We start from the raw sequence: 18,560 nt of genomic DNA on the forward strand, positions 1-18,560 counted from the left end.
TCCTATCTCTGCCGCAGTCCCATGGAATATACCGGTGTGTCAAACATCTGTTTCAATTCCCCATCCAGTTTTGTCACGGTCAGAGAAGCGCCCATCATATCCATGGACGTGAGATAATTGCCCACATAAGATTTATAAACTTTGATCCCCTTTGCTTCCATAAGTTTGACAACTTCATTATAAAGAACATACAGTTCATTCAGCGGAGTTGCGCCCATACCGTTGATCAGAACGCAGATCTCGTCCCCTGCTTTCACCGGCATATCGTTCTCGAAGTCGCCCAGAACCACATCTGTCATAATCTTCGCCATACCTGCTGCTGTCTCCAGAGGCCGTACTTCCATACCTGGTTCTCCATGGGGGCCTACGCCCACTTCCATCGTCCCGTCCTTGATCTCAAAGTTCGGATGACCGACTGCCGGCAGCGTGCACGGTGTCAGACCGATGCCTGCACTTCTCGTCCAGTCTACCGACTTCTGCGCCACGCGGATTACCTCGTCGAGATCCGCACCGGTGGCTGCCATCGCACCGCCGCATTTATACATGACAACCTCGCCGGCAATCCCCCGCCTTTTGTCTCTCTCTGTAAATGGCGCGCTCGCCACATCATCGTTGCAGACAACCGTCTTTACAGTCAGACCCTGCTTCTTCGCCATCTTTACGGCCATTTTTACATTCATGTTGTCACCGGAATAATTTCCGTACAGGCAGGCAACACCCTTGCCGCCATCGACCGCCGTGAACGTATCCAGAAACGCTTTGGCCGTGGGAGACGAACAGATCTCCCCAACTGCAATGCCGTCGCACAGGTTCTCCCCACAAAACCCGATAAACGCCGGTTTATGTCCCGAGCCTCCGCCTGTGACAACCGCCACGCGGCCGGCCGTCGGAAACACAGACTTTATCGCCCGCGGATTTTCCGTCGCTTCCACAAGATCAGGATGCGCCTTCAGAAATCCTTCCAGCATTTCTTCTACAATATTGTCCGGATCATTTAAAATTCTCTGCATATATGATTACTCCCTTCCGAATGTTTTTACCGGGTGATTGCAAAACATAAGTATTTAAGAAATTTCACAAAATGCAATTCATATCGGCCAGATCATTTCCTTCTGTGAAAGCTGAGAAGGGCATTTGACCGCCATGGAGAGGAGACTGAAAAAACATGGACGCCTTTGCGGAACATGTTTTTTGCAGTAACAGGCTCGTCGGAATGTCCGGCGTGTCTGACTTTCGAGGCTTTTGCAGAAAGGAAATGATTCTGCACGACTTTACGAATTTTGTGAAATTTCATCCGATCTGTTGTTTTGCAATCACCTGTCTTTTTTCATACCATCTGACTTGTCATTCACTCGCACGCTTTGCTGTCATCTCCCGGATCTTCGCTTTCTGTGTCACACGCTCCTGCACCATATTGATCAGCATGATCACGAGGAGCATCATGCCCCAGATGAGCTTTTTGGAATAAGGAGAGAACTGCCACAGGGTAAACGCCGTCTGCATGAGCTGCATACAGAATGTTGCAATAAACACGCCGTAGAGACGGCCCTTACCGCCCGACGGACTGATACCGCCCAGCACTGAGATCATAATGACCTGCAACTGATAGGTATCCCCATACCCGCAGCGGGCAGAATCCGATCTGGCCATGATAATCAGGGAGGCAATGCCTGCCATCAGACCGGAAAGGGTGTATACCTTCATGATTACTTTCTCATTATCGATACCGGTAAACCGGGATGCCGTATGATTTTCTCCGATATAGTGGATCTCATGTCCCAGTTTCGTATGATCCAGTGCAAGGATCAGAATGACAAACACAATCACTGCCACGATAAATACAAGTGGGATACCCGCCAGCTTACTGCTGCCGAATTTCGTGAACGCGGCCGGATAACCACCGATACTGTTGCCCCCGGTGATCCCCATCGCGATCCCGGTGTAAAACGTCATCGTGGACAGCGTCGCCACGATCGGTGACACGGAAAATTTGGAGATGATGACACCATTCAGAAAACCGCACACAATGCTGATCGTGATCGCCACGATGACAGCCGCCAGGATCGTGACAAAGCTCCCGGTCTTTTCGATGTCGAAAAATTTTCCGGTCAGAACCATCGCAGTCACCAGACTGGAGAGATTGGCGATCGCCACGATGGAAAGATCAATGCCTCCAAGCAGCATACATAACGCCATACCAAAGGCAAGCACCGCCACTTCCGATAACTGGAAGCCCATACTGGCAAGCGTCGTTCCGTTAAACATGCTCGTACCGAAACTGACGATCATCAACAGACAGACTGCCAAGAAAAATCCAAATAAGATTACCATTGAGATGTCTCTGCTGAGAGACTCTTTTATTTTTTTCATTGCGCCTCCTCCTTCTTATTCCGTATAGATAAAGTTCTTTCTGTCTTTCAGACGTCTCTGATAAGAGGTCGTGATAATACTGAACAAAAGAACGATACCCATAAAGAAGTCCTGCCAGGAAGCCGAGAGGCCCAGATAGATCAGCGTCTGGTTAAACAGATAATACAAGATCACACCGAGGATCGTGCCAAAGATCTTCCCATAGCCGCCCTGAGGCGCCGCGCCTCCGATCACGACACAGGCAATGACCGACATCTCCGTTCCCACGAGAGAGACCGGGTTGACGGAATTTGTGCCTGCAATGTAGATAACGCCCATGATACCGGCCAGGAAACCCGAATAGCCATAAATGAAAAATCGCAGAAGATTGACGTTGAAGCCGGCCCTTCTCGCCGCCTCATTGTTACAGCCCATGGCGAAGATACCTTTTCCGATCAGGCATTTGTTCAAGAGAAACCAGGTCGCGACGACGCAGAGAACAACAGGAATGATAAACACCGACAGACCGATCGTCCCCCCATATGCATTCGTCGTCGTGATCAGTTTCGCTGAACTGAGCATTTTAAACTGTGCCGGTAAGTCACTGGCGCCCACGTTTTTCGTACCTACAAGGATTGTCATCAGTCCAAAGTAGACGCTTGCAGTAGAGAGCGTAATAATAAACGGCTCCAGTTTCAGAATATTGATCAGCAGTGCGTTCAAAAGGCCAAGAAGAATCCCGATTACGATCGAGATCGCAAATGCGGCAAACAGGCTTTCGATCCCGTATGCCATGCAAATGCGCAGGGAAGTGTAGCCGCCAAAGATCGCCACCGCCGGGAATGATACATCAATACCGCCTGAGATCATAATGACCAGAACACCCATCGCAAGAATCGTTGTGCCTGCGGACGATCTCACCAGATTAAAGAGTGTCGTCAACGTCATGAACTGTGTATTTTTCATCGCCACTACGATACTGTATACGACGATGATGGCGATCAGAAATCGCTGGGTCTTATCAATTTTTTTCCATATCATCATGATTCCACCCCTTTCTCTGCAGTGATCTTTCCGGACTCCACCAGCTCATTGATCTGCTGCTTGATATTCGGCACTTTCATTTCTTCTTCCGAATATTCTTTTACGATGCCACCGTTAAACATAACGATCACCCGGTTACAGTTGCTCACGATCTCTTCCACTTCATCCGAAATGATAATGACACCGATTCCGTCTGCTGCAAACTGCTGAATATATTCATAGATCTCCGCTTTGGAGCCGATGTCAATTCCCACCGTAGGCGTGTCGAGAATAAACAGTTTCGGGTGAGAGGCCGCCCATCTGGCAATCAGCGCTTTCTGACGGTTTCCGCCGGATAATGTATTGATAATTGTATCCTCATTGTAGACCTTGATCCGGAACTGATCGATCGACTCTTTGGCCAGTTTTCTGGAGCCGCGGGAATCGATATTGCCCATAAATCCTTTCAGTCTCTTCAGGATTGCCGCTGCAACATTTTCATTTACACTCTTTTTTGAAAACAATCCCTGCGTGTCCCGCTCCTCCGGCACCAGACCGATACCCAGGTCGATGGCATCCTGCGGACTGGCGATGGTCACTCTCTCCCCCTCGAACCATATCTCACCACTGTCCGGTTTATTCATGCCAAATACAGAAAGTGCAAGCTCCGTGCGCCCTGCGCCAAGCAGTCCGGTAATGCCGAGAATATCCCCTTTTCTCACGGAGAAATTAATATTCTCATAATTGCCTTTTTTACAGAGATCTTTTACCTCTAAAATATTCTGATTTTCCGAGCATTTCCGCTCATATTTCTGATAGTCGACCTGACGCCCTGTCATATGATAAGCCAGCTTTCTGGAGTCCATCTCATCCGCCGCAAAATCGCCGATCTTATGACCATCGCGTATGACGGTGATGCTGTCTGCGATCCGCATGACTTCGTCCAGTTTATGGCTGATGAATACGACAGCAATGTTCCTCTTTTTCAGTCCGAGGACAATGTCCAGAAGTGCGTCGACTTCATTTTTTGTCAATGCCGTCGTCGGCTCATCCATAAACAACAGTCTCGCATCCAGTGCAAGTGCCCTGCAGATCGCTATAATCTGCCTGTTTGCGATTGATAACTCCTTAACCTGTACGTCGAGCGGTAATGTGACGCCAATCAGATTCAATGCGTCCTGCGCGATCTTTTCTATTTCCTTTTTGTTTGTTAATGGTTTCCCCTCTTTGATCAGCTTGTTCATGGCAATGTTATCGGCCACGCTCATGGCGTCAAACAGACACAGATCCTGAAAGATAACCTGAATCCCTTCATTGATGGCGTCCATCGCCGTATGTTTTGTGAGGTTCTTTCCATTAATCTCAATAGAACCGGAAGTACAGTTCTCGACACCGGCAATGATCTTTACGAAAGTAGATTTCCCGCAGCCATTTTCACCGGCCAGACATTTGATCTCCCCCTCTTTGATCGTAATACTGACATCGTCAAGGGCCTGTACTCCCACATAGCTTTTACAGATATGTTCTGCTACAACAATATTCTTTGCATTCGTCATAAGATGCTGCCCCTTGTGGATAGTTTTAAAAGTTGTGCAGGTGTCTGCCACCTGCACAACCTCAAGATACGATATGTAGTTTCCTTAAATTTTCCTTAGAACGGATAATCGTCAACGTTTTCCGGTGTGAAGACAAGCGGAGCGTTACCGCTGATCAGGTTGCCTTCGATTGTGATCTTGTCATAACCTTCTTTGGTGAAGGAAGTGCTCTCTGTGATCTCTTCTCCTTTGAGGATCTTATAAGCGATCTCACATGCAGTATAGCCTGCGTCTGCCGGTCTCCAGCAAAGTCCTCTGTACTGTGTGCCGCTCTTGATATAAGCGCCGCCCTGAGAAGGTGTTGCCAGTCCGACCAGTTTGATGTCCGTACGTCCCTGTTCCTCGAGTGCAAGTGCCATACCGTTGGAAGAAGCTGCACAGTCAACAAGACCTTTCAATTCCGGATAAGCTGCGATTGCCTGTACGGCAAGATCGTATGCTGTCGCCTCGTTGTTGTCATCCTCGCCCGGTGTTCCGTTGGGATTTACAAGTTCCATATCCGGATGATTCTCTTCCAGATAAGCTACCATGGAGTTGAACCACTGCATATGTGTTGTCATGCCAAGGCCGCCTACTGCCGCATAATACTGGCCTTCACCACCCATTGCCTCTGCGAGATACTGGCCATACAGCGTTCCGAAATAGTCATTGTCAAACGCTTCCAGGTCATAGTCAACGCTGTCGAGAATATCGGATGCCTCATGTGTCACGACAACGATTCCGGCATCTCTTGCTTTCTGAAGTGTTGCGGCAACTGCCTGTGCGTCAACCGGTACACAGCAGATCGCATCAACGCCCTGAGCGATCAGGTCTTCCAGCATTGCGTTCTGCTTTGCAGCGTCACTGCCTTCCGGATTGATCTCATAGGCATACACATCGTCATGGTCTGCGTTGAATTCGTCGACACCGGTACGCATATCGTCAAACCATGCGATACCTTCTGTCTTTGCGCACAATGCAATCGTAAACTCTGCATCCCCTGCGCCCTCTGCTGCCGGAGCTGCCGTTTCTTCTCCTGCCTCTTCAGCCGGAGCCGCCTCTTCCTCTGCCGGAGCTGCTTCTTCTGCCGCCGGTGCCGCCGCCTGTTCCGGCGCGCTGCTGCCGCAGCCGACCAGAAGAGTCGCTACCATTGCTGCGCTGAGTAATGCACTCAAGATTTTCTTCTTCATTCTTTTTTCCTCCCTTGGATTCATATTTATATAAATACGTAAACGTATCTATACCGATTTTTACTGGAAATCGATGACCGGTCTTTCCTGTCACTCAATATTCCGGTGCCGTCCCGCCATCTTCTCAAAGCTCAGCTCAGGAATCTCGTCGACGAGCATCATTACGACAATGTCCAGATTGAGCAGCAGGCTCTGCTCAAAAAGATTACCCATCGGCTGCGCTGACGGTACGACTTCATCCGTCCCTCTGTAAACGGCCGCCGGTATAAAAAAGACTGCATCAGCCACTTCCTTCGCCGTGCTTCCGCTGGGAGAACCGGTAACAACATAAATATAAGCGCCCGCCTCTTTCGCCCTGCGGCATACATAATCGATATGTCCGATCCTTCCGTCTCCTAAGGTTGCGATCAGCAGATCCCCTTTTCCGATACCCGGTGTCGTGTCATCCCAGATCCAGTGAATCTCTTTTCCCATATGCATCAGACGCATGGCAAAAGCTCTTGTCATCATCCCTTCTCTTCCGACCCCGATCAGAAAAATACGGTCATATTGTTTGATCGTCTCGACGAACTGTCTCATCCCTTCCTGATCCATTGTTTCAAAAACCTGTCTGTGCTCATCGAGCAGTTTCTCATATCTCTCTTTGTAATCCATCCGTTACCCCCTCTTTCTCATCGCTTTTATCTGTATTTGCCTCTCTCAGATTTCCGCCGGCATTTTAAAAGTTATAGTTGTCGATGTTTTCCGCCGTAAATTCCAGCGGTGCATATCCGTAGGCGATATTACCCCGCAGATTAATGCTTGTATATCCGGTGATCTTCAGATCCGTCCCCGTCTCAATCCCCTGACCGGAGGCGAGCAGATAAGCCGCATAGCAAGTGGCATAACCTGCATCTGCCGGTCTCCATGCCTGTCCATGCTGCATCAGGCCGTTTCGCAGATAATCGGCAGAGGCAGAAGGAAGCGCCAGCGAGATCACTTTCACATCTTTTTCCCTGTTTTTCTCTTCCAGAGCTTCACAGATACCGATGCCATGCAGAGAACAGTCAAACAATCCTCCAATATCCGGGTGCTCTGTCAAAATCTCCAGTGTTCTGTCATGTGCGCCGCTGATGCTGTTGCCATCTTCATAAGGTTCCTCCGTGACACATTCCATCTCCGGATACTGCTGCGTAATATAATCGACAGCTGCTCTGTACCATTCCATATGCGTATCCATTGCATGTCCGCCCACAAGGCCGGCATATTGCCCTTTTCCGCCCATGGCCTGTGCCAGACTTTCACCGAACAGCTCTCCAAATTCCTGATTGTTAAACGCCTCCACATCCAGATCCACTTTATCTGCAATTCCGGGAGCCTCATGAGTAACAACGATGATTCCAGCCGCTCTCGCCTTCCTGATCGTCGGAAGAAGGGCGATCGGGTCATTGGGTACCACACAGATCGCATCCGGGCCCCAGGCAATCAAATCTTCCATGATCGAGATCTGGCTTGCCGCGTCTCCCCTCTCAGGAACCTGCACTGAAACATTCAGCCCCGTATCCCTTTTCAGCTGATTCACGCCAAATGTCATATCGTCAAACCAGGAATCACTCTGTTTTACTACCATTACCACATTATAGTCCGAGGGGTTCGCCGTCTTTTCGTCCGTGCTGCTTTCCTCCACATTCTCCGGAGATGCTATAGGCCCGTTACTGCAGCCGGTCAGCAGATACCCGATCATGACCGCGCACACAATAGCGCTTATTGTTCTTCTCTTCATAAAACATCTTTTTCTCTGATCCGCTTTGCCGTTTTCACTCACATTTTTTGTATCTGATTGCATTATATAAATTCCTCCACTCTATGAAAATCATAATATCCGACTTCTGTTTTTTAAAAACCGACATCTTTTTTGTATTTATTGTTTTCATATATAAATCTCAATATAATAAGGTCAAAATCCATAAATATAGAAGGAGACCAGTCAGGCAAAATGATCAGAAGGCTTCATACTCTTTTTCAGAATATATCCAATCTTCCACTGGGCAAGAAAATTCTTTCCCTGATTTTTCTTTCCATTTTTTCGACGTTCCTCGTGTCGCTGTTTACAATTAATTATGTCCAGACGTCCGCCAATGATCTTCTGTATCAGGTTTTGGCCGGCTCTCTGAACTACAGTGCGACAGATATTTCATCAAGGCTGATTGATATTGAATCCATGGCAAGCACCATTGTCTCCAACAAAACGGTACAGAAAAATCTCATTGCCGCTCATAACACCGACAACGAGATCCGCATTGCCAACTCAAAAAATATGCTCACTGTCCTGATCTTTGACTATTATCAGACGAACCGCAACAACAGCCTGAACTATATCAATCTGTATACCCCTAAGTTTATGGTAAGCAGTTATGAGCCACAGATCACCTCCCTTCCTGATGACATCGTCGAATCCATCATTGACGCTTCGGGAAAAAACTCCGGTTATCCCTGCTGGATCACCGATTACTGTAATGAATACGGCCTCTTTCTCGCCCGGGACAGCCGACAGGTCAATCAGATGAAATTTAACACCCTGGGAACTGTCATCGTCGCGGTAGACATGGATAAACTGATCAAAAACTCCACGCAGTCCGTGCTGCTGACCGATACGACACCTTATATATTATACCAGGGCGACAAAGACATCTATCATTCCAAATTATTGAGCGACGCTTCCGCTGCTGAGATCAAACAACAGTTTAAAGGCCCTTATTGTATTTTAGAGACTAATAATAAGAAGTATTTCTGCGTGGGCGGTATTATCGATTCCATGTCCTGGGATTATATCTGTATGATCCCTTACGATTCGATTGCCCGCACGATTCTCGTCTCCAAAATACTTTCCATTGTCATCCTTCTGATCGCCGCCGTCGCGCTCTCATTGATCTGCAAGACGATCGCCTCCTCGATCTCCAAAGATTTTCAGAGGCTGATCTTTAAAATCAATGAATTTGAAAAAAATGAATCAGAAATCCCCGACACCGGATATGATTACAGCCGCCGAACCGATGAGATCGGTATTATCCATAATCGTTTCGACCATATGGCGCAAAGGCTGCGGCATCTGATCCAGGAAAATTATGTCAATGAAATACTTGCCAAAGATGCAAAACTGAAGGCGCTGGAGAGCCAGATTAATCCACACTTTCTCTACAACACGCTGGAGTCCATCAACTGGAGAGCAAAAGCCATTAATGAGCCCCAAATTTCCGAGATGGTCGAGGCCCTCGGCTCCATGCTCCGTTCCACAATCAGCACACAGGAGCGCCTTGTCACCTTGCAGCACGAATTATCAATCGTACACAATTATATTACAATACAAAAGATTCGTTTTGATGACATGTTGTCATACGAAGAAGAGATACCGGAAAAGTTTCTGAATTTGTTACTGCCTCAGTTGACCATTCAGCCATTGGTGGAAAATGCCATTCATTATGGCATGGAGACAAATGATGAGAAATGCCTGATCCGTATTATCTGTCAGGAAACAGGAAACGATATTTCCATAGAGATCATCAATAATGGCTCCCAGTTTGAAGACAATCTCTTTGAGAAACTATCCAGCAAATCTCTGTCGCCAAAAGGCTTCGGAATCGGCCTTTTAAATATTCAGCAGCGTCTGCAGCTAACTTATGGTAACGGTTATGGTCTCTTCCTGTTCAATCTTGATGACGACCACGCAGTTGCCCAGATTCGTATTCCAGGAGAAATTTATGTTAAAAATACTGATTGCTGATGATGAAAAAATCATACGGGAAACGATCGCCAATCTGATCGACTGGAAAAGCCTTGGGCTGAATCTGATCGGTTGCGTGAAGAACGGCATGGAAGCCTACAATATGATTTTGGATGAGTATCCGGAGATTGTATTGACTGACATCAGAATGCCCCTTCTGTCCGGTCTTGATCTGATCGAAAAGATATACGCTCTCAATAAAAACACACAGTTTATCATTCTGTCCGCATACAGCGAATTTGAATACGCGCAGAAAGCCATGCAATTCGGAGTCAGACATTATCTCGTAAAACCGTGCAACGAAAACCAGATCATCCACTGTCTGAAAGAAGTGATCAAAGATTACTATGCGCTCTGTGCCACTTCCCCTGACTTTCAGGGAACCTCACTGTTAAATACACAGTTCCAGAACAGTCTGATCATCAACCTGATCAACAGCGGTCTGGCCTCTTTTTATACAAACTCGGCGGATTTTGAGAGAGAGCTGGAAGACAAAAGCCGTTACTTTGCCTCACCCTCTCCTTCCTACGACGTAGCCTACCTTTACTTTCTGGAGGAGACAAACAAGACACTGGCAGTGCAGGATGTCACCGCCTTCCGCAATCAATATTTTCCGCGGCTCGCGCTCTATACCCTGTATGTCAAAAATACCTGTATCTTTTTATTTAATTCCGCCGGCATCGACTGCGCTCCTCTGGACGCTTATATCTCCCATCTATGCTATCCATTTCAGTCCACGGAAATGGTCTATGAGCGAAAGACATTTGACAGTTTTTCGTCGGCCTTGTGTGAAATCATCCGCAAGGTGCGAAGATTCGATACGGTCTATTACACAAACAGTACAAACTTTATAACGATCAACAATTATAAAAATGTACTTCAGGATGTGCTGGAACTGACCACTCATATCCATGGTCCCAGCCAGGAGAAGATGGCCGCATCCTTTTCCCTGCTGTGCGATCTTTTGAGCAGTATCACGGACGCGGAGTTTCTGAAACAAATTTCTTCCTCCGTCATTATAACCTTTGTTCACAGCCATCCTACCTTTACCGCCGTCTCAGCGGCGGAGCTGTTACTGCAGATCGACAAACTGGAAGACTGCGGTCAGATCTGCAACATTCTCATTCCAAAGCTGCAGCTGCTCGTGGATGAATACACTTCATCCGGGTCGACCGGCGCTCTGAGTAAAAAGGTGCAGCAATACGTGGAAGAAAATATTTCCGCCTCCGATCTTTCTTTGAAATGGATCGCGGAAAACTACCTCTACATGAATGTGGATTATCTGAGCAAGAAATTTTTTAAAGAAACCGGGCAGAAGTTCTCCCGCTATCTGACAGATGTGCGCATCAAAAAAGCAAAGGAACTGCTCAGCGATACGGAAGTGGACAAGATCCAGAATGTGGCCAGACAGGTCGGATTGGAAAACAATCCCCAGTATTTCAGCCAGATCTTCAAAAAAAGCACAGGCATGACACCGAGCCAGTATATCCGTGTCATGCAGGGACATAACGAAGAGGATTGATTCCCTGTATCAGAAAAAAACTCCGGTGAATTACCTTCACCGGAGTTTTTACTGGGCTACAAGGATTCGAACCTTGAAATGACGGAGTCAGAGTCCGTTGCCTTACCGTTTGGCGATAGCCCATTATTGCTGATGGCAACGATTCCCACGAGCCACCTTTGATATAGTACACTATTTATGACAATTTTGCAAGAGGTTTTTTTATTTTTATTAAAATATTTTTGCCAAAAACTCACTCCCATCAGGCACACCCCGGCAGGAGAGAGTCAGCGCACTATCTGTACCTTTCCAGCTTACCCTCAGTGGTTCAGGGCGTGTGTCCCCTTATCCACTGAGGGTATCCACGTTAGATAAGATATTTTTACACCTCAAACATCAGATCGCCATAGGACGGGATCGGCCAGATCTCTTTGTCTACGATCATCTCCAGAGCATCTACCGGCTTGCGCAGCGCTTCCATCGCTTCCTTGACCACATCCTTATAATAAAATGCCTGTTCTTTGCCCTCGTGCATCGACGCTGCCTTTGCATCTGCCACTTTTAGCGTTTCCAAGGCTTTTTTGGCCTCTGTGAGCAGACCGGATGCCTCCTGCAGCAGTTCCGTCTGCACCGAGGCGTCTGCGCCGGCCGCTTTTACTGCCAGCACCGTATCCGCCAATATCTTTGTATAGCTGACAACTGCAGGCAATATTTGCTTGGAGGCCATGTCGATCATCGTCAACGCCTCAATATTGATCGTCTTTGCATAGGTCTCATAGAGAATCTCTTCCCGGGACTCCAGTTCGGCTCTTGTAAAAATACCAAATTTTTCGAACAGCCGGACCGCTTTATCCGTCGTCAGCGTTTCTACCGCCTCGATCATCGATTTGATATTCGGAAGTCCCCGTTTCCTGGCCTCAGCGATCCATTCGTCAGCATAACCATTGCCATTAAAAATAATTCTCTGATGCTCTGTCAGATATTGTTTGATCAGATCGTGGATCGCACGTTCAAGGTCCTGCGCCTGCTCCAGCACATCCGCAGCCTCGCAGAACGCCTCGGCTACGATCGCATTTAGCGTTGTATTGGGACTCGCGATCGAATCGGCGGAGCCAACCATACGGAACTCAAATTTGTTGCCCGTAAAAGCGAACGGTGATGTTCTGTTGCGGTCTGTGGCATCCTTTTCAAGATCAGGCAGTGTCGATACCCCTGTCTCCAGCTTGCCGCCCTCCTTACAGGAGACAGCCTCTCCGGTTTCCACAAGCTGTCTCACCACATCTTCCAGCTGTTCTCCCAAAAATACGGAGATAATCGCCGGCGGCGCTTCATTCGCTCCCAGTCTGTGATCATTCCCCACATCGGATGCGCTCTGCCGAAGCAGGTCCGCATGAGTATCGACAGCTTTGAGGATGCAGGCCAGTACAAGGAGAAACTGAATGTTCTCATTCGGTGTCTCGCCCGGCTCCAGCAGATTCATACCGTCGTCCGTTCCGAGCGACCAGTTATTGTGTTTACCGGAACCGTTTACCCCGGCAAACGGTTTCTCATGGAGGAGACAGCGAAGGTCATGATGAATCGCCACACGTTTCATCGCCTCCATGACGACCTGGTTGTGATCTACCGCCATGTTAGCTGTCTCATAAATTGTCGCCAGTTCATGCTGCCCCGGCGCCACTTCATTATGTTGTGTCTTGGCAGTGACACCCAGCTTCCACAGCTCTTCGTTCAGGTCTTTCATATAAGCGCCGATACGTTCTCTGATGACGCCGAAATAATGATCTTCCATCTCCTGCCCTTTGGGCGCCGGCGCCCCGAAAAGTGTCCGTCCGGCAAAGATAAGATCTTTCCGCTGTAAATATTTATCCTTATCGACAAGAAAATACTCCTGTTCCGGTCCCACCGATGCCACTACCTTCGTGGCCGTCGTATTCCCGAACAACCTCACGATACGCAGCGCCTGCCCGCTGACCGCTTCCATGGAACGAAGCAGCGGCGTCTTTTTGTCAAGCGCTTCGCCCGTGTAAGAGCAAAACGCCGTAGGGATGCAGAGCGTAACACCTGCTCCCGATTTTTTCAGGAAAGCAGGAGAAGTAATGTCCCATGCCGTATATCCCCTCGCTTCAAAAGTGGCGCGCAATCCTCCGGAAGGAAAGGAAGAAGCGTCCGGCTCTCCTTTGATCAGCTCTTTCCCTGAGAATTCCATCAGCATTCTGCCGTCTTCATCTGCCTGCGTCACGAAAGAGTCATGCTTTTCCGCCGTGATACCGGTCAGCGGCTGGAACCAATGGGTATAGTGTGTCGCTCCCCTTTCCACAGCCCACTCTTTCATAGCTTTTGCCACCACATCGGCATCTGCCAGAGAAAGCTCGCCGCCGTGGTCCACAACCTTTTTCACCGCCTTATAGACGCTTTTCGGAAGCCGCTCTTTCATTTTTCCCATCGTAAATACATTTTCACCAAAAACTTCTTCCACATTCAAAATTTTTTCCATGCGTTTCCTCCTCACACCTTGTCGAACAAAAAAACGCTCCAACTCCATGTTGGAACGCCCTTGTTCTTCCCTCTGACACCCTGTAACGGTCTCATTGACTTCTTCTAATAAGATACCTTATAATCCGGGAAAATGCAAGTACAAATTTTAAGTTTCATATTACCGCCCCTCCCGACTATGATCCGGACACTTTTCTGCGCAGCAGATCATGCTTCTGCACTTCCCCTGCCAGATCAACATACAACACCTGCTGCGGATGGGGCGCACTCTCGACTTCCATCCCGGTCTCATCAAAGATATGTGCCGCCGTAACCGGAATGTTCCGGCCATCCGGTTTCATAATCTCCATGTGCTCTCCCGTACAGAACTTATTGCGCTGGCGAATCATGGCATAGCCCCGGTCGTCCACATTTTCAACCGTGCCCAGATACGTGTACTCATTGATATAAGTGCTGGAATCATAGATCTGCGTGTTCTCATCCGGTTTTCCGAAATAAAAACCGGTCGTAAAATGGCGGTGCGTGCATTTAGCAGCTTCCTCCAGATACCAGTCCAGATGAGAACGGTATTCCTCCTCAGAGATAAAAAGATCATCGATCGCCCGTCGATAGGCGCGCGCCACCGTAGCCGCATACAAAGCCGTCTTCATCCGTCCCTCAATCTTCAGACTGTCGATCCCTGCGCCGATCAGCTCCGGCAAATGTCCGATCATACATAAATCTTTGGAATTGAAAATATAAGTTCCCCGGTCATTTTCGTAGACCGGCATATATTCCCCCGGTCTCGTCTCTTCCACTACTGCGTATTTCCAGCGGCACGGATGGGTACACGCCCCCTGATTGGCATCCCGTCCCGTAAAATAATTGCTCAGCAGACACCTCCCGGAATAAGAGATGCACATGGCCCCATGAACAAAGCTCTCGATCTCCAGCTCGTCCGGTATATGCGCTCTGATCTCCCTGATCTCCTGCAGAGAAAGCTCTCTCGCCGATACGACCCGCTTCGCCCCCTGCTGATGCCAGAACAGAAAGGTCTGGTAATTGGTGTTATTGGCCTGTGTGGAAATATGGATCTCAATCTCCGGACAGATCTTCCTGGCAAGCAAAAACATTCCCGGATCGGAGATAATCAGAGCGTCCGGCCGGATCTCCTTTAATTCTTCAAAATAATCAGCCGCGCTCCTCAAATCCTCGTTATGTGCCAGGATATTGGCAGTCACATACACCTTCGCACCATGCTCATGGGCAAAGGAAATTCCCGCCGCCATTTCCTCCGGAGAAAAGTTTTTGGCTTTCGCCCGAAGTCCAAAAGCCTCTCCGCCAATATACACCGCATCCGCGCCATAGATAACAGATGTTTTTAATACTTCCAGGCTGCCGGCCGGCATTAACAATTCCGGTTTTTTCATACTTTTATCTTTCATTATATTCCCATGTCATTTCTTCACACTCACCGCCGCTCCGTCTCCCAGTGTCAGAATAACGGTCTCCAGCGCGCAGTGATGTTTCAATTCATACAGATATTCTCTCATCCGCGCATGAATCGTCCGGTTACGTCTCGTCACCGCAAACCGGGACTCTATAATCTCCCCATCCTGCAGTACATTGTCTGAGACAAGGAGCCCGCCGGTGCGCAGGAGACGCAGCACATCGGGCAGGAAATGAATATACTGTCCCTTCGCCGCATCCATAAAGATCAGGTCATAACCGCCGGAAAGCTCCGGTAAAATGTCTGCCGCGTCCCCTTCCAGCAGGGTAATCGCAGACTCTTTCCCGGCTTTCTTAAAATTCTCCCTCGCCTGCGGGATTCTCTTCTCATATTTTTCAATCGTCGTGATGTGACAACCTTCAGGCGCATACTCGCTCATGAAAAGCGCAGAAAACCCAATGGCAGTCCCCACCTCCAAAATCTTTGCCGGCCTGCTCAAAGTGACCAGGACACGAAGCAGGCTTTGCATCTGCCTGCGGATGACTGGCACCCCCGTTTCCCTGGCATAACATTCAAGCGTATTCAAATATGGCGGATTTTCCTGCTCCAGAGAGTTGATATAAGCTACAAATCTTTCGTTCTCCGTCATTTCACTCCTCCGAAGCAGTCTCTTCTTCCGGAGCCGCCATGACCTCCAACATCTCGTCCACCGTCATGGCAGTGTTCAGTTCAAACGTACCGATTCCCAGCCCATTTTCCAGTCCGGACAGTTTCTCCTGAATGACAAAGAGCTTCGCATCACGGATCAGACCTTTCTGCTCCAGCATCTGGCCGATGTCCTCCACGCTGTCGCTCTCCGCAATCTCCACACTGATCGTTCTCCCCGGTTCTGCTTCCATCGCTTCCTCACCGAATATCCGATACCCATAGTCATATGCCATAATCGAATAACGGTAAATAAACATGAGCACGACTGCTGCCACGACTACTTTCGTCACCGTCCCCACAACGGCGCCTACGATCTGTTTTCCGTTCATAGTCTCCTCCTTGTATCACGCACGCCGGTTACAGATCCAGATAAATATCCAGATCAATAGCGTCTGCGATCTGCATATTGATTTCCTGAATCATCCTGCACACTGCAAGTTCCGCCTGCAGATATTCCTCTACCACGGGATTCTCACGCAGCTGTTCATACTCTCTTTCGAATTCGTCGATCCGGTCAAACAATTCCTCGTCATCCGACTTTTGTAACAGATAATTTTTCCTGCGATATTCGTTGATTTCTTCCTGAAGTCCGGGATATTCCCGTACTCTGGTACGATTTTTCACATACAGTTTATACTCTTCCGTCTGCTTCAGGCGGCCTATGAATTCCTGTATGATCTTCTCCGTATCTTTCATACTCTCATCTTCCGTCTCTTGCTTATATATCCATAATAATCGGCAGAATCATCGGCCGGCGTTTTGTCTTCTTCCATACAAAATCACTGAGAGAGTCCTTAATGACAGACTTGATCTTGCCCCAGTCGCTGATCCCTCTGTCCAGACAGTTTAAGATACCGTCCTCAATTATGCTTCTGGCCTCTTCCATCAGTTCATCGGATTCTCTCACATACACGAATCCCCGCGATACAATGTCCGGACCGGACACAAGCTGATTTCCCGCACTGTCCAGCGCCAGCACAACGATCAGAATACCATCCTCCGCCAGATGCTGCCTGTCGCGAAGTACGATATTTCCCACATCGCCAACACCAAGACCGTCTACCAATATTGTTCCCACCGGCACCTTTCCTGTTACTTCCGCTTTTTCTGCGCTGAGTTCCAGCACCTCTCCGGAAGACAGGATAAAGATATTTTCTTTCTCGATGCCAAGGTCCTGTGCCAGCTTGGCCTGCGCTTTCAGATGTTTATATTCTCCATGTATGGGAACCGCGTATTTCGGCTGTACAAGCGTGTAGATCAGCTTGATCTCCTCCTGACAGGCATGTCCCGATACATGGGCGTCCTGAAAGATAACGTCCGCACCCTTCATGGAAAGCTCGTTGATTACCTTTGTCACCGCCTTCTCATTTCCCGGAATCGGATGCGAGGAAAAGATCACGGTATCGCCCGGCTTGATCGAAATCTTTTTATGCACGCTGCCGGCCATGCGACTGAGCGCAGCCATACTCTCGCCCTGACTTCCGGTCGTAATGATGACCGTCTTTTCATCCGGATAATTTTTCAGCTGTTCGATGTCGATCAGCGTGTTTTCCGGTATGCTAATCCGGTTCAGATTTTGAGCGATCTCAATAATATTGACCATGCTTCTGCCTTCGACAACGACTTTGCGCTCGAATTTATAGGCGGAATTAATGATCTGCTGTACCCTATCCACATTGGAAGCAAAGGTTGCAATAATGATCCGCTTATTTTTGTGCTCTGAAAATATCGTGTCAAAGATCCGCCCAAGCGTACGTTCAGACTGTGTAAACCCCGGCCGCTCTACATTCGTGCTGTCGCACATCAATGCGAGCACTCCCTTTTTCCCGATCTCCGCAAATCTCTGCAGATCAATGGCGTCTCCATATACCGGTGTGTAATCTACTTTAAAATCACCAGTGTGAATAACGGTTCCTGCCGGGGAATAAATTGCCAGAGCCGCTGCATCCACAATACTGTGATTTGTTTTAATATACTCGATCCGCAGCTGTCCCAAATTGATGGACTGCCCGAATTTCACAACTTTGCGTTTTGTTCCTTTCACAAGATTGTGCTCTTTCAGCTTATTTTCGATGATCCCCATCGTCAGCTTTGTGGCATAGATGGGAACATTCAGCTCTTTCAGCACATACGGGAGGGCGCCGATATGATCTTCATGCCCATGCGTGATCATAAAGCCCTTCACCTTATCCTGATTCTCTTTCAGATATGTGATGTCCGGAATCACAAGGTCGATTCCGAGCATATCGTCATCAGGGAAAGACAAACCGCAGTCTACCACAACAATACTGTCTTCATATTCGAAAGCAGTAATGTTCATACCGATCTGTTCCAGACCTCCAAGTGGGATCACTTTCAGTCTGGAACCACTATTCACATTTTTTTTCAATCAATTTACCTCCACAATTTTTCCAACATCATGCAGAGTCTGATTCCGAATGACAATGCGCAGATGCGCCACCAGAATTGATGCCTGTAAAAGCGACCGGTCTGCCTGACTTCCCCGGCTGTAAGCAGACGCAGCTTTCACCTC

The 18,560-nt window shown here is 48.3% G+C and carries 16 protein-coding genes and 1 tRNA gene; 2 read left to right on the plus strand and 15 right to left on the minus strand.

Annotated features, from left to right (window positions below; all coding sequences use genetic code 11):
* Window positions 1–2: 2 nt before the first annotated feature.
* From V1224_13930 to V1224_13960, 7 genes are all read right to left on the minus strand, one after another.
* Entirely contained in the window at window positions 3–1,010 is a 1,008-nt protein-coding gene (locus tag V1224_13930) for a dihydroxyacetone kinase subunit DhaK (GenBank protein ID WWR15557.1), read from the minus strand.
* A gap of 334 nt (window positions 1,011–1,344) precedes the next feature.
* Window positions 1,345–2,370: an ABC transporter permease gene (locus tag V1224_13935; protein WWR15558.1), complete on the minus strand. Its 1,026-nt coding sequence runs from the start codon at window positions 2,368–2,370 to the stop codon at window positions 1,345–1,347.
* Between the two features lie 15 nt (window positions 2,371–2,385).
* Complete coding sequence (locus tag V1224_13940) at window positions 2,386–3,393, minus strand: ABC transporter permease (protein WWR15559.1); 1,008 nt, start codon at window positions 3,391–3,393, stop codon at window positions 2,386–2,388.
* Entirely contained in the window at window positions 3,390–4,928 is a 1,539-nt protein-coding gene (locus tag V1224_13945; protein ID WWR15560.1) for a sugar ABC transporter ATP-binding protein, read from the minus strand. Before V1224_13945 ends, V1224_13940 begins: the two co-directional genes overlap by 4 nt.
* A 95-nt stretch (window positions 4,929–5,023) precedes the next feature.
* Entirely contained in the window at window positions 5,024–6,136 is a 1,113-nt protein-coding gene (locus V1224_13950) for an autoinducer 2 ABC transporter substrate-binding protein (GenBank protein ID WWR15561.1), read from the minus strand.
* 90 nt (window positions 6,137–6,226) lie between these two features.
* On the minus strand, window positions 6,227–6,790 hold the full coding sequence (locus V1224_13955) for an SIS domain-containing protein (protein ID WWR15562.1): 564 nt from the start codon (window positions 6,788–6,790) through the stop codon (window positions 6,227–6,229).
* A gap of 64 nt (window positions 6,791–6,854) precedes the next feature.
* Window positions 6,855–7,898, minus strand: coding sequence for a substrate-binding domain-containing protein (locus V1224_13960; protein ID WWR15563.1), 1,044 nt, complete (start codon window positions 7,896–7,898; stop codon window positions 6,855–6,857).
* Window positions 7,899–8,111: 213 nt separating this feature from the next.
* On the opposite strand from V1224_13960, the gene V1224_13965 reads away from it, so the two are divergent.
* Both V1224_13965 and V1224_13970 read left to right on the plus strand, forming a co-directional pair.
* Entirely contained in the window at window positions 8,112–9,896 is a 1,785-nt protein-coding gene (locus V1224_13965; GenBank protein WWR15564.1) for a sensor histidine kinase, read from the plus strand.
* Entirely contained in the window at window positions 9,874–11,418 is a 1,545-nt protein-coding gene (locus V1224_13970) for a response regulator (GenBank protein ID WWR15565.1), read from the plus strand. Before V1224_13965 ends, V1224_13970 begins: the two co-directional genes overlap by 23 nt.
* Window positions 11,419–11,469: 51 nt before the next feature.
* Here V1224_13970 and V1224_13975 read toward each other — a convergent pair.
* The 8 genes from V1224_13975 to V1224_14010 form a co-directional block, all read right to left on the minus strand.
* Window positions 11,470–11,541 (minus strand) — tRNA-Gln (locus V1224_13975).
* A gap of 238 nt (window positions 11,542–11,779) precedes the next feature.
* Window positions 11,780–13,891: a glutamine synthetase III gene (locus V1224_13980; protein WWR15566.1), complete on the minus strand. Its 2,112-nt coding sequence runs from the start codon at window positions 13,889–13,891 to the stop codon at window positions 11,780–11,782.
* 175 nt (window positions 13,892–14,066) lie between these two features.
* Window positions 14,067–15,299 (minus strand): U32 family peptidase, encoded by a 1,233-nt coding sequence (locus V1224_13985; protein WWR15567.1) that lies wholly within the window; start codon window positions 15,297–15,299, stop codon window positions 14,067–14,069.
* 27 nt (window positions 15,300–15,326) lie between these two features.
* Entirely contained in the window at window positions 15,327–15,968 is a 642-nt protein-coding gene (locus tag V1224_13990; GenBank protein WWR15568.1) for an O-methyltransferase, read from the minus strand.
* A 1-nt stretch (window position 15,969) separates the two neighbouring features.
* A complete protein-coding gene (locus V1224_13995) occupies window positions 15,970–16,356 on the minus strand; it encodes an endolytic transglycosylase MltG (GenBank protein WWR15569.1) in 387 nt (128 codons plus the stop codon).
* A gap of 28 nt (window positions 16,357–16,384) precedes the next feature.
* Entirely contained in the window at window positions 16,385–16,723 is a 339-nt protein-coding gene (locus V1224_14000; GenBank protein WWR15570.1) for a YlbF family regulator, read from the minus strand.
* Window positions 16,724–16,745: 22 nt separating this feature from the next.
* Complete coding sequence (locus V1224_14005) at window positions 16,746–18,416, minus strand: ribonuclease J (protein WWR15571.1); 1,671 nt, start codon at window positions 18,414–18,416, stop codon at window positions 16,746–16,748.
* The gene (locus V1224_14010; GenBank protein WWR15572.1) at window positions 18,417–18,557 is read right to left on the minus strand and encodes a hypothetical protein; all 141 of its coding nucleotides are present in this window, start codon (window positions 18,555–18,557) and stop codon (window positions 18,417–18,419) included.
* Window positions 18,558–18,560 lie beyond the last annotated feature (3 nt).

It is taken from the genome of Lachnospiraceae bacterium JLR.KK008, from assembly GCA_037015955.1.
In the GTDB taxonomy this organism is placed as follows: Bacteria; Bacillota; Clostridia; order Lachnospirales; family Lachnospiraceae; genus VSOB01.

What these genes read in the sequence shown, in the direction of transcription:
- V1224_13955 (WWR15562.1), bottom strand. Translation starts at nt 6,790, where the DNA reads ATGGATTACAAAGAGAGATATGAGAAACTGCTCGATGAGCACAGACAG.
- V1224_13930 (WWR15557.1), bottom strand. Translation starts at nt 1,010, where the DNA reads ATGCAGAGAATTTTAAATGATCCGGACAATATTGTAGAAGAAATGCTG.
- V1224_13980 (WWR15566.1), bottom strand. Translation starts at nt 13,891, where the DNA reads ATGGAAAAAATTTTGAATGTGGAAGAAGTTTTTGGTGAAAATGTATTT.
- V1224_13950 (WWR15561.1), bottom strand. Translation starts at nt 6,136, where the DNA reads ATGAAGAAGAAAATCTTGAGTGCATTACTCAGCGCAGCAATGGTAGCG.
- V1224_13985 (WWR15567.1), bottom strand. Translation starts at nt 15,299, where the DNA reads ATGAAAAAACCGGAATTGTTAATGCCGGCCGGCAGCCTGGAAGTATTA.
- V1224_13945 (WWR15560.1), bottom strand. Translation starts at nt 4,928, where the DNA reads ATGACGAATGCAAAGAATATTGTTGTAGCAGAACATATCTGTAAAAGC.
- V1224_13935 (WWR15558.1), bottom strand. Translation starts at nt 2,370, where the DNA reads ATGAAAAAAATAAAAGAGTCTCTCAGCAGAGACATCTCAATGGTAATC.
- V1224_13995 (WWR15569.1), bottom strand. Translation starts at nt 16,356, where the DNA reads ATGAACGGAAAACAGATCGTAGGCGCCGTTGTGGGGACGGTGACGAAA.
- V1224_14000 (WWR15570.1), bottom strand. Translation starts at nt 16,723, where the DNA reads ATGAAAGATACGGAGAAGATCATACAGGAATTCATAGGCCGCCTGAAG.
- V1224_13970 (WWR15565.1), top strand. Translation starts at nt 9,874, where the DNA reads ATGTTAAAAATACTGATTGCTGATGATGAAAAAATCATACGGGAAACG.
- V1224_13940 (WWR15559.1), bottom strand. Translation starts at nt 3,393, where the DNA reads ATGATGATATGGAAAAAAATTGATAAGACCCAGCGATTTCTGATCGCC.
- V1224_13965 (WWR15564.1), top strand. Translation starts at nt 8,112, where the DNA reads ATGATCAGAAGGCTTCATACTCTTTTTCAGAATATATCCAATCTTCCA.
- V1224_13960 (WWR15563.1), bottom strand. Translation starts at nt 7,898, where the DNA reads ATGAAGAGAAGAACAATAAGCGCTATTGTGTGCGCGGTCATGATCGGG.
- V1224_13990 (WWR15568.1), bottom strand. Translation starts at nt 15,968, where the DNA reads ATGACGGAGAACGAAAGATTTGTAGCTTATATCAACTCTCTGGAGCAG.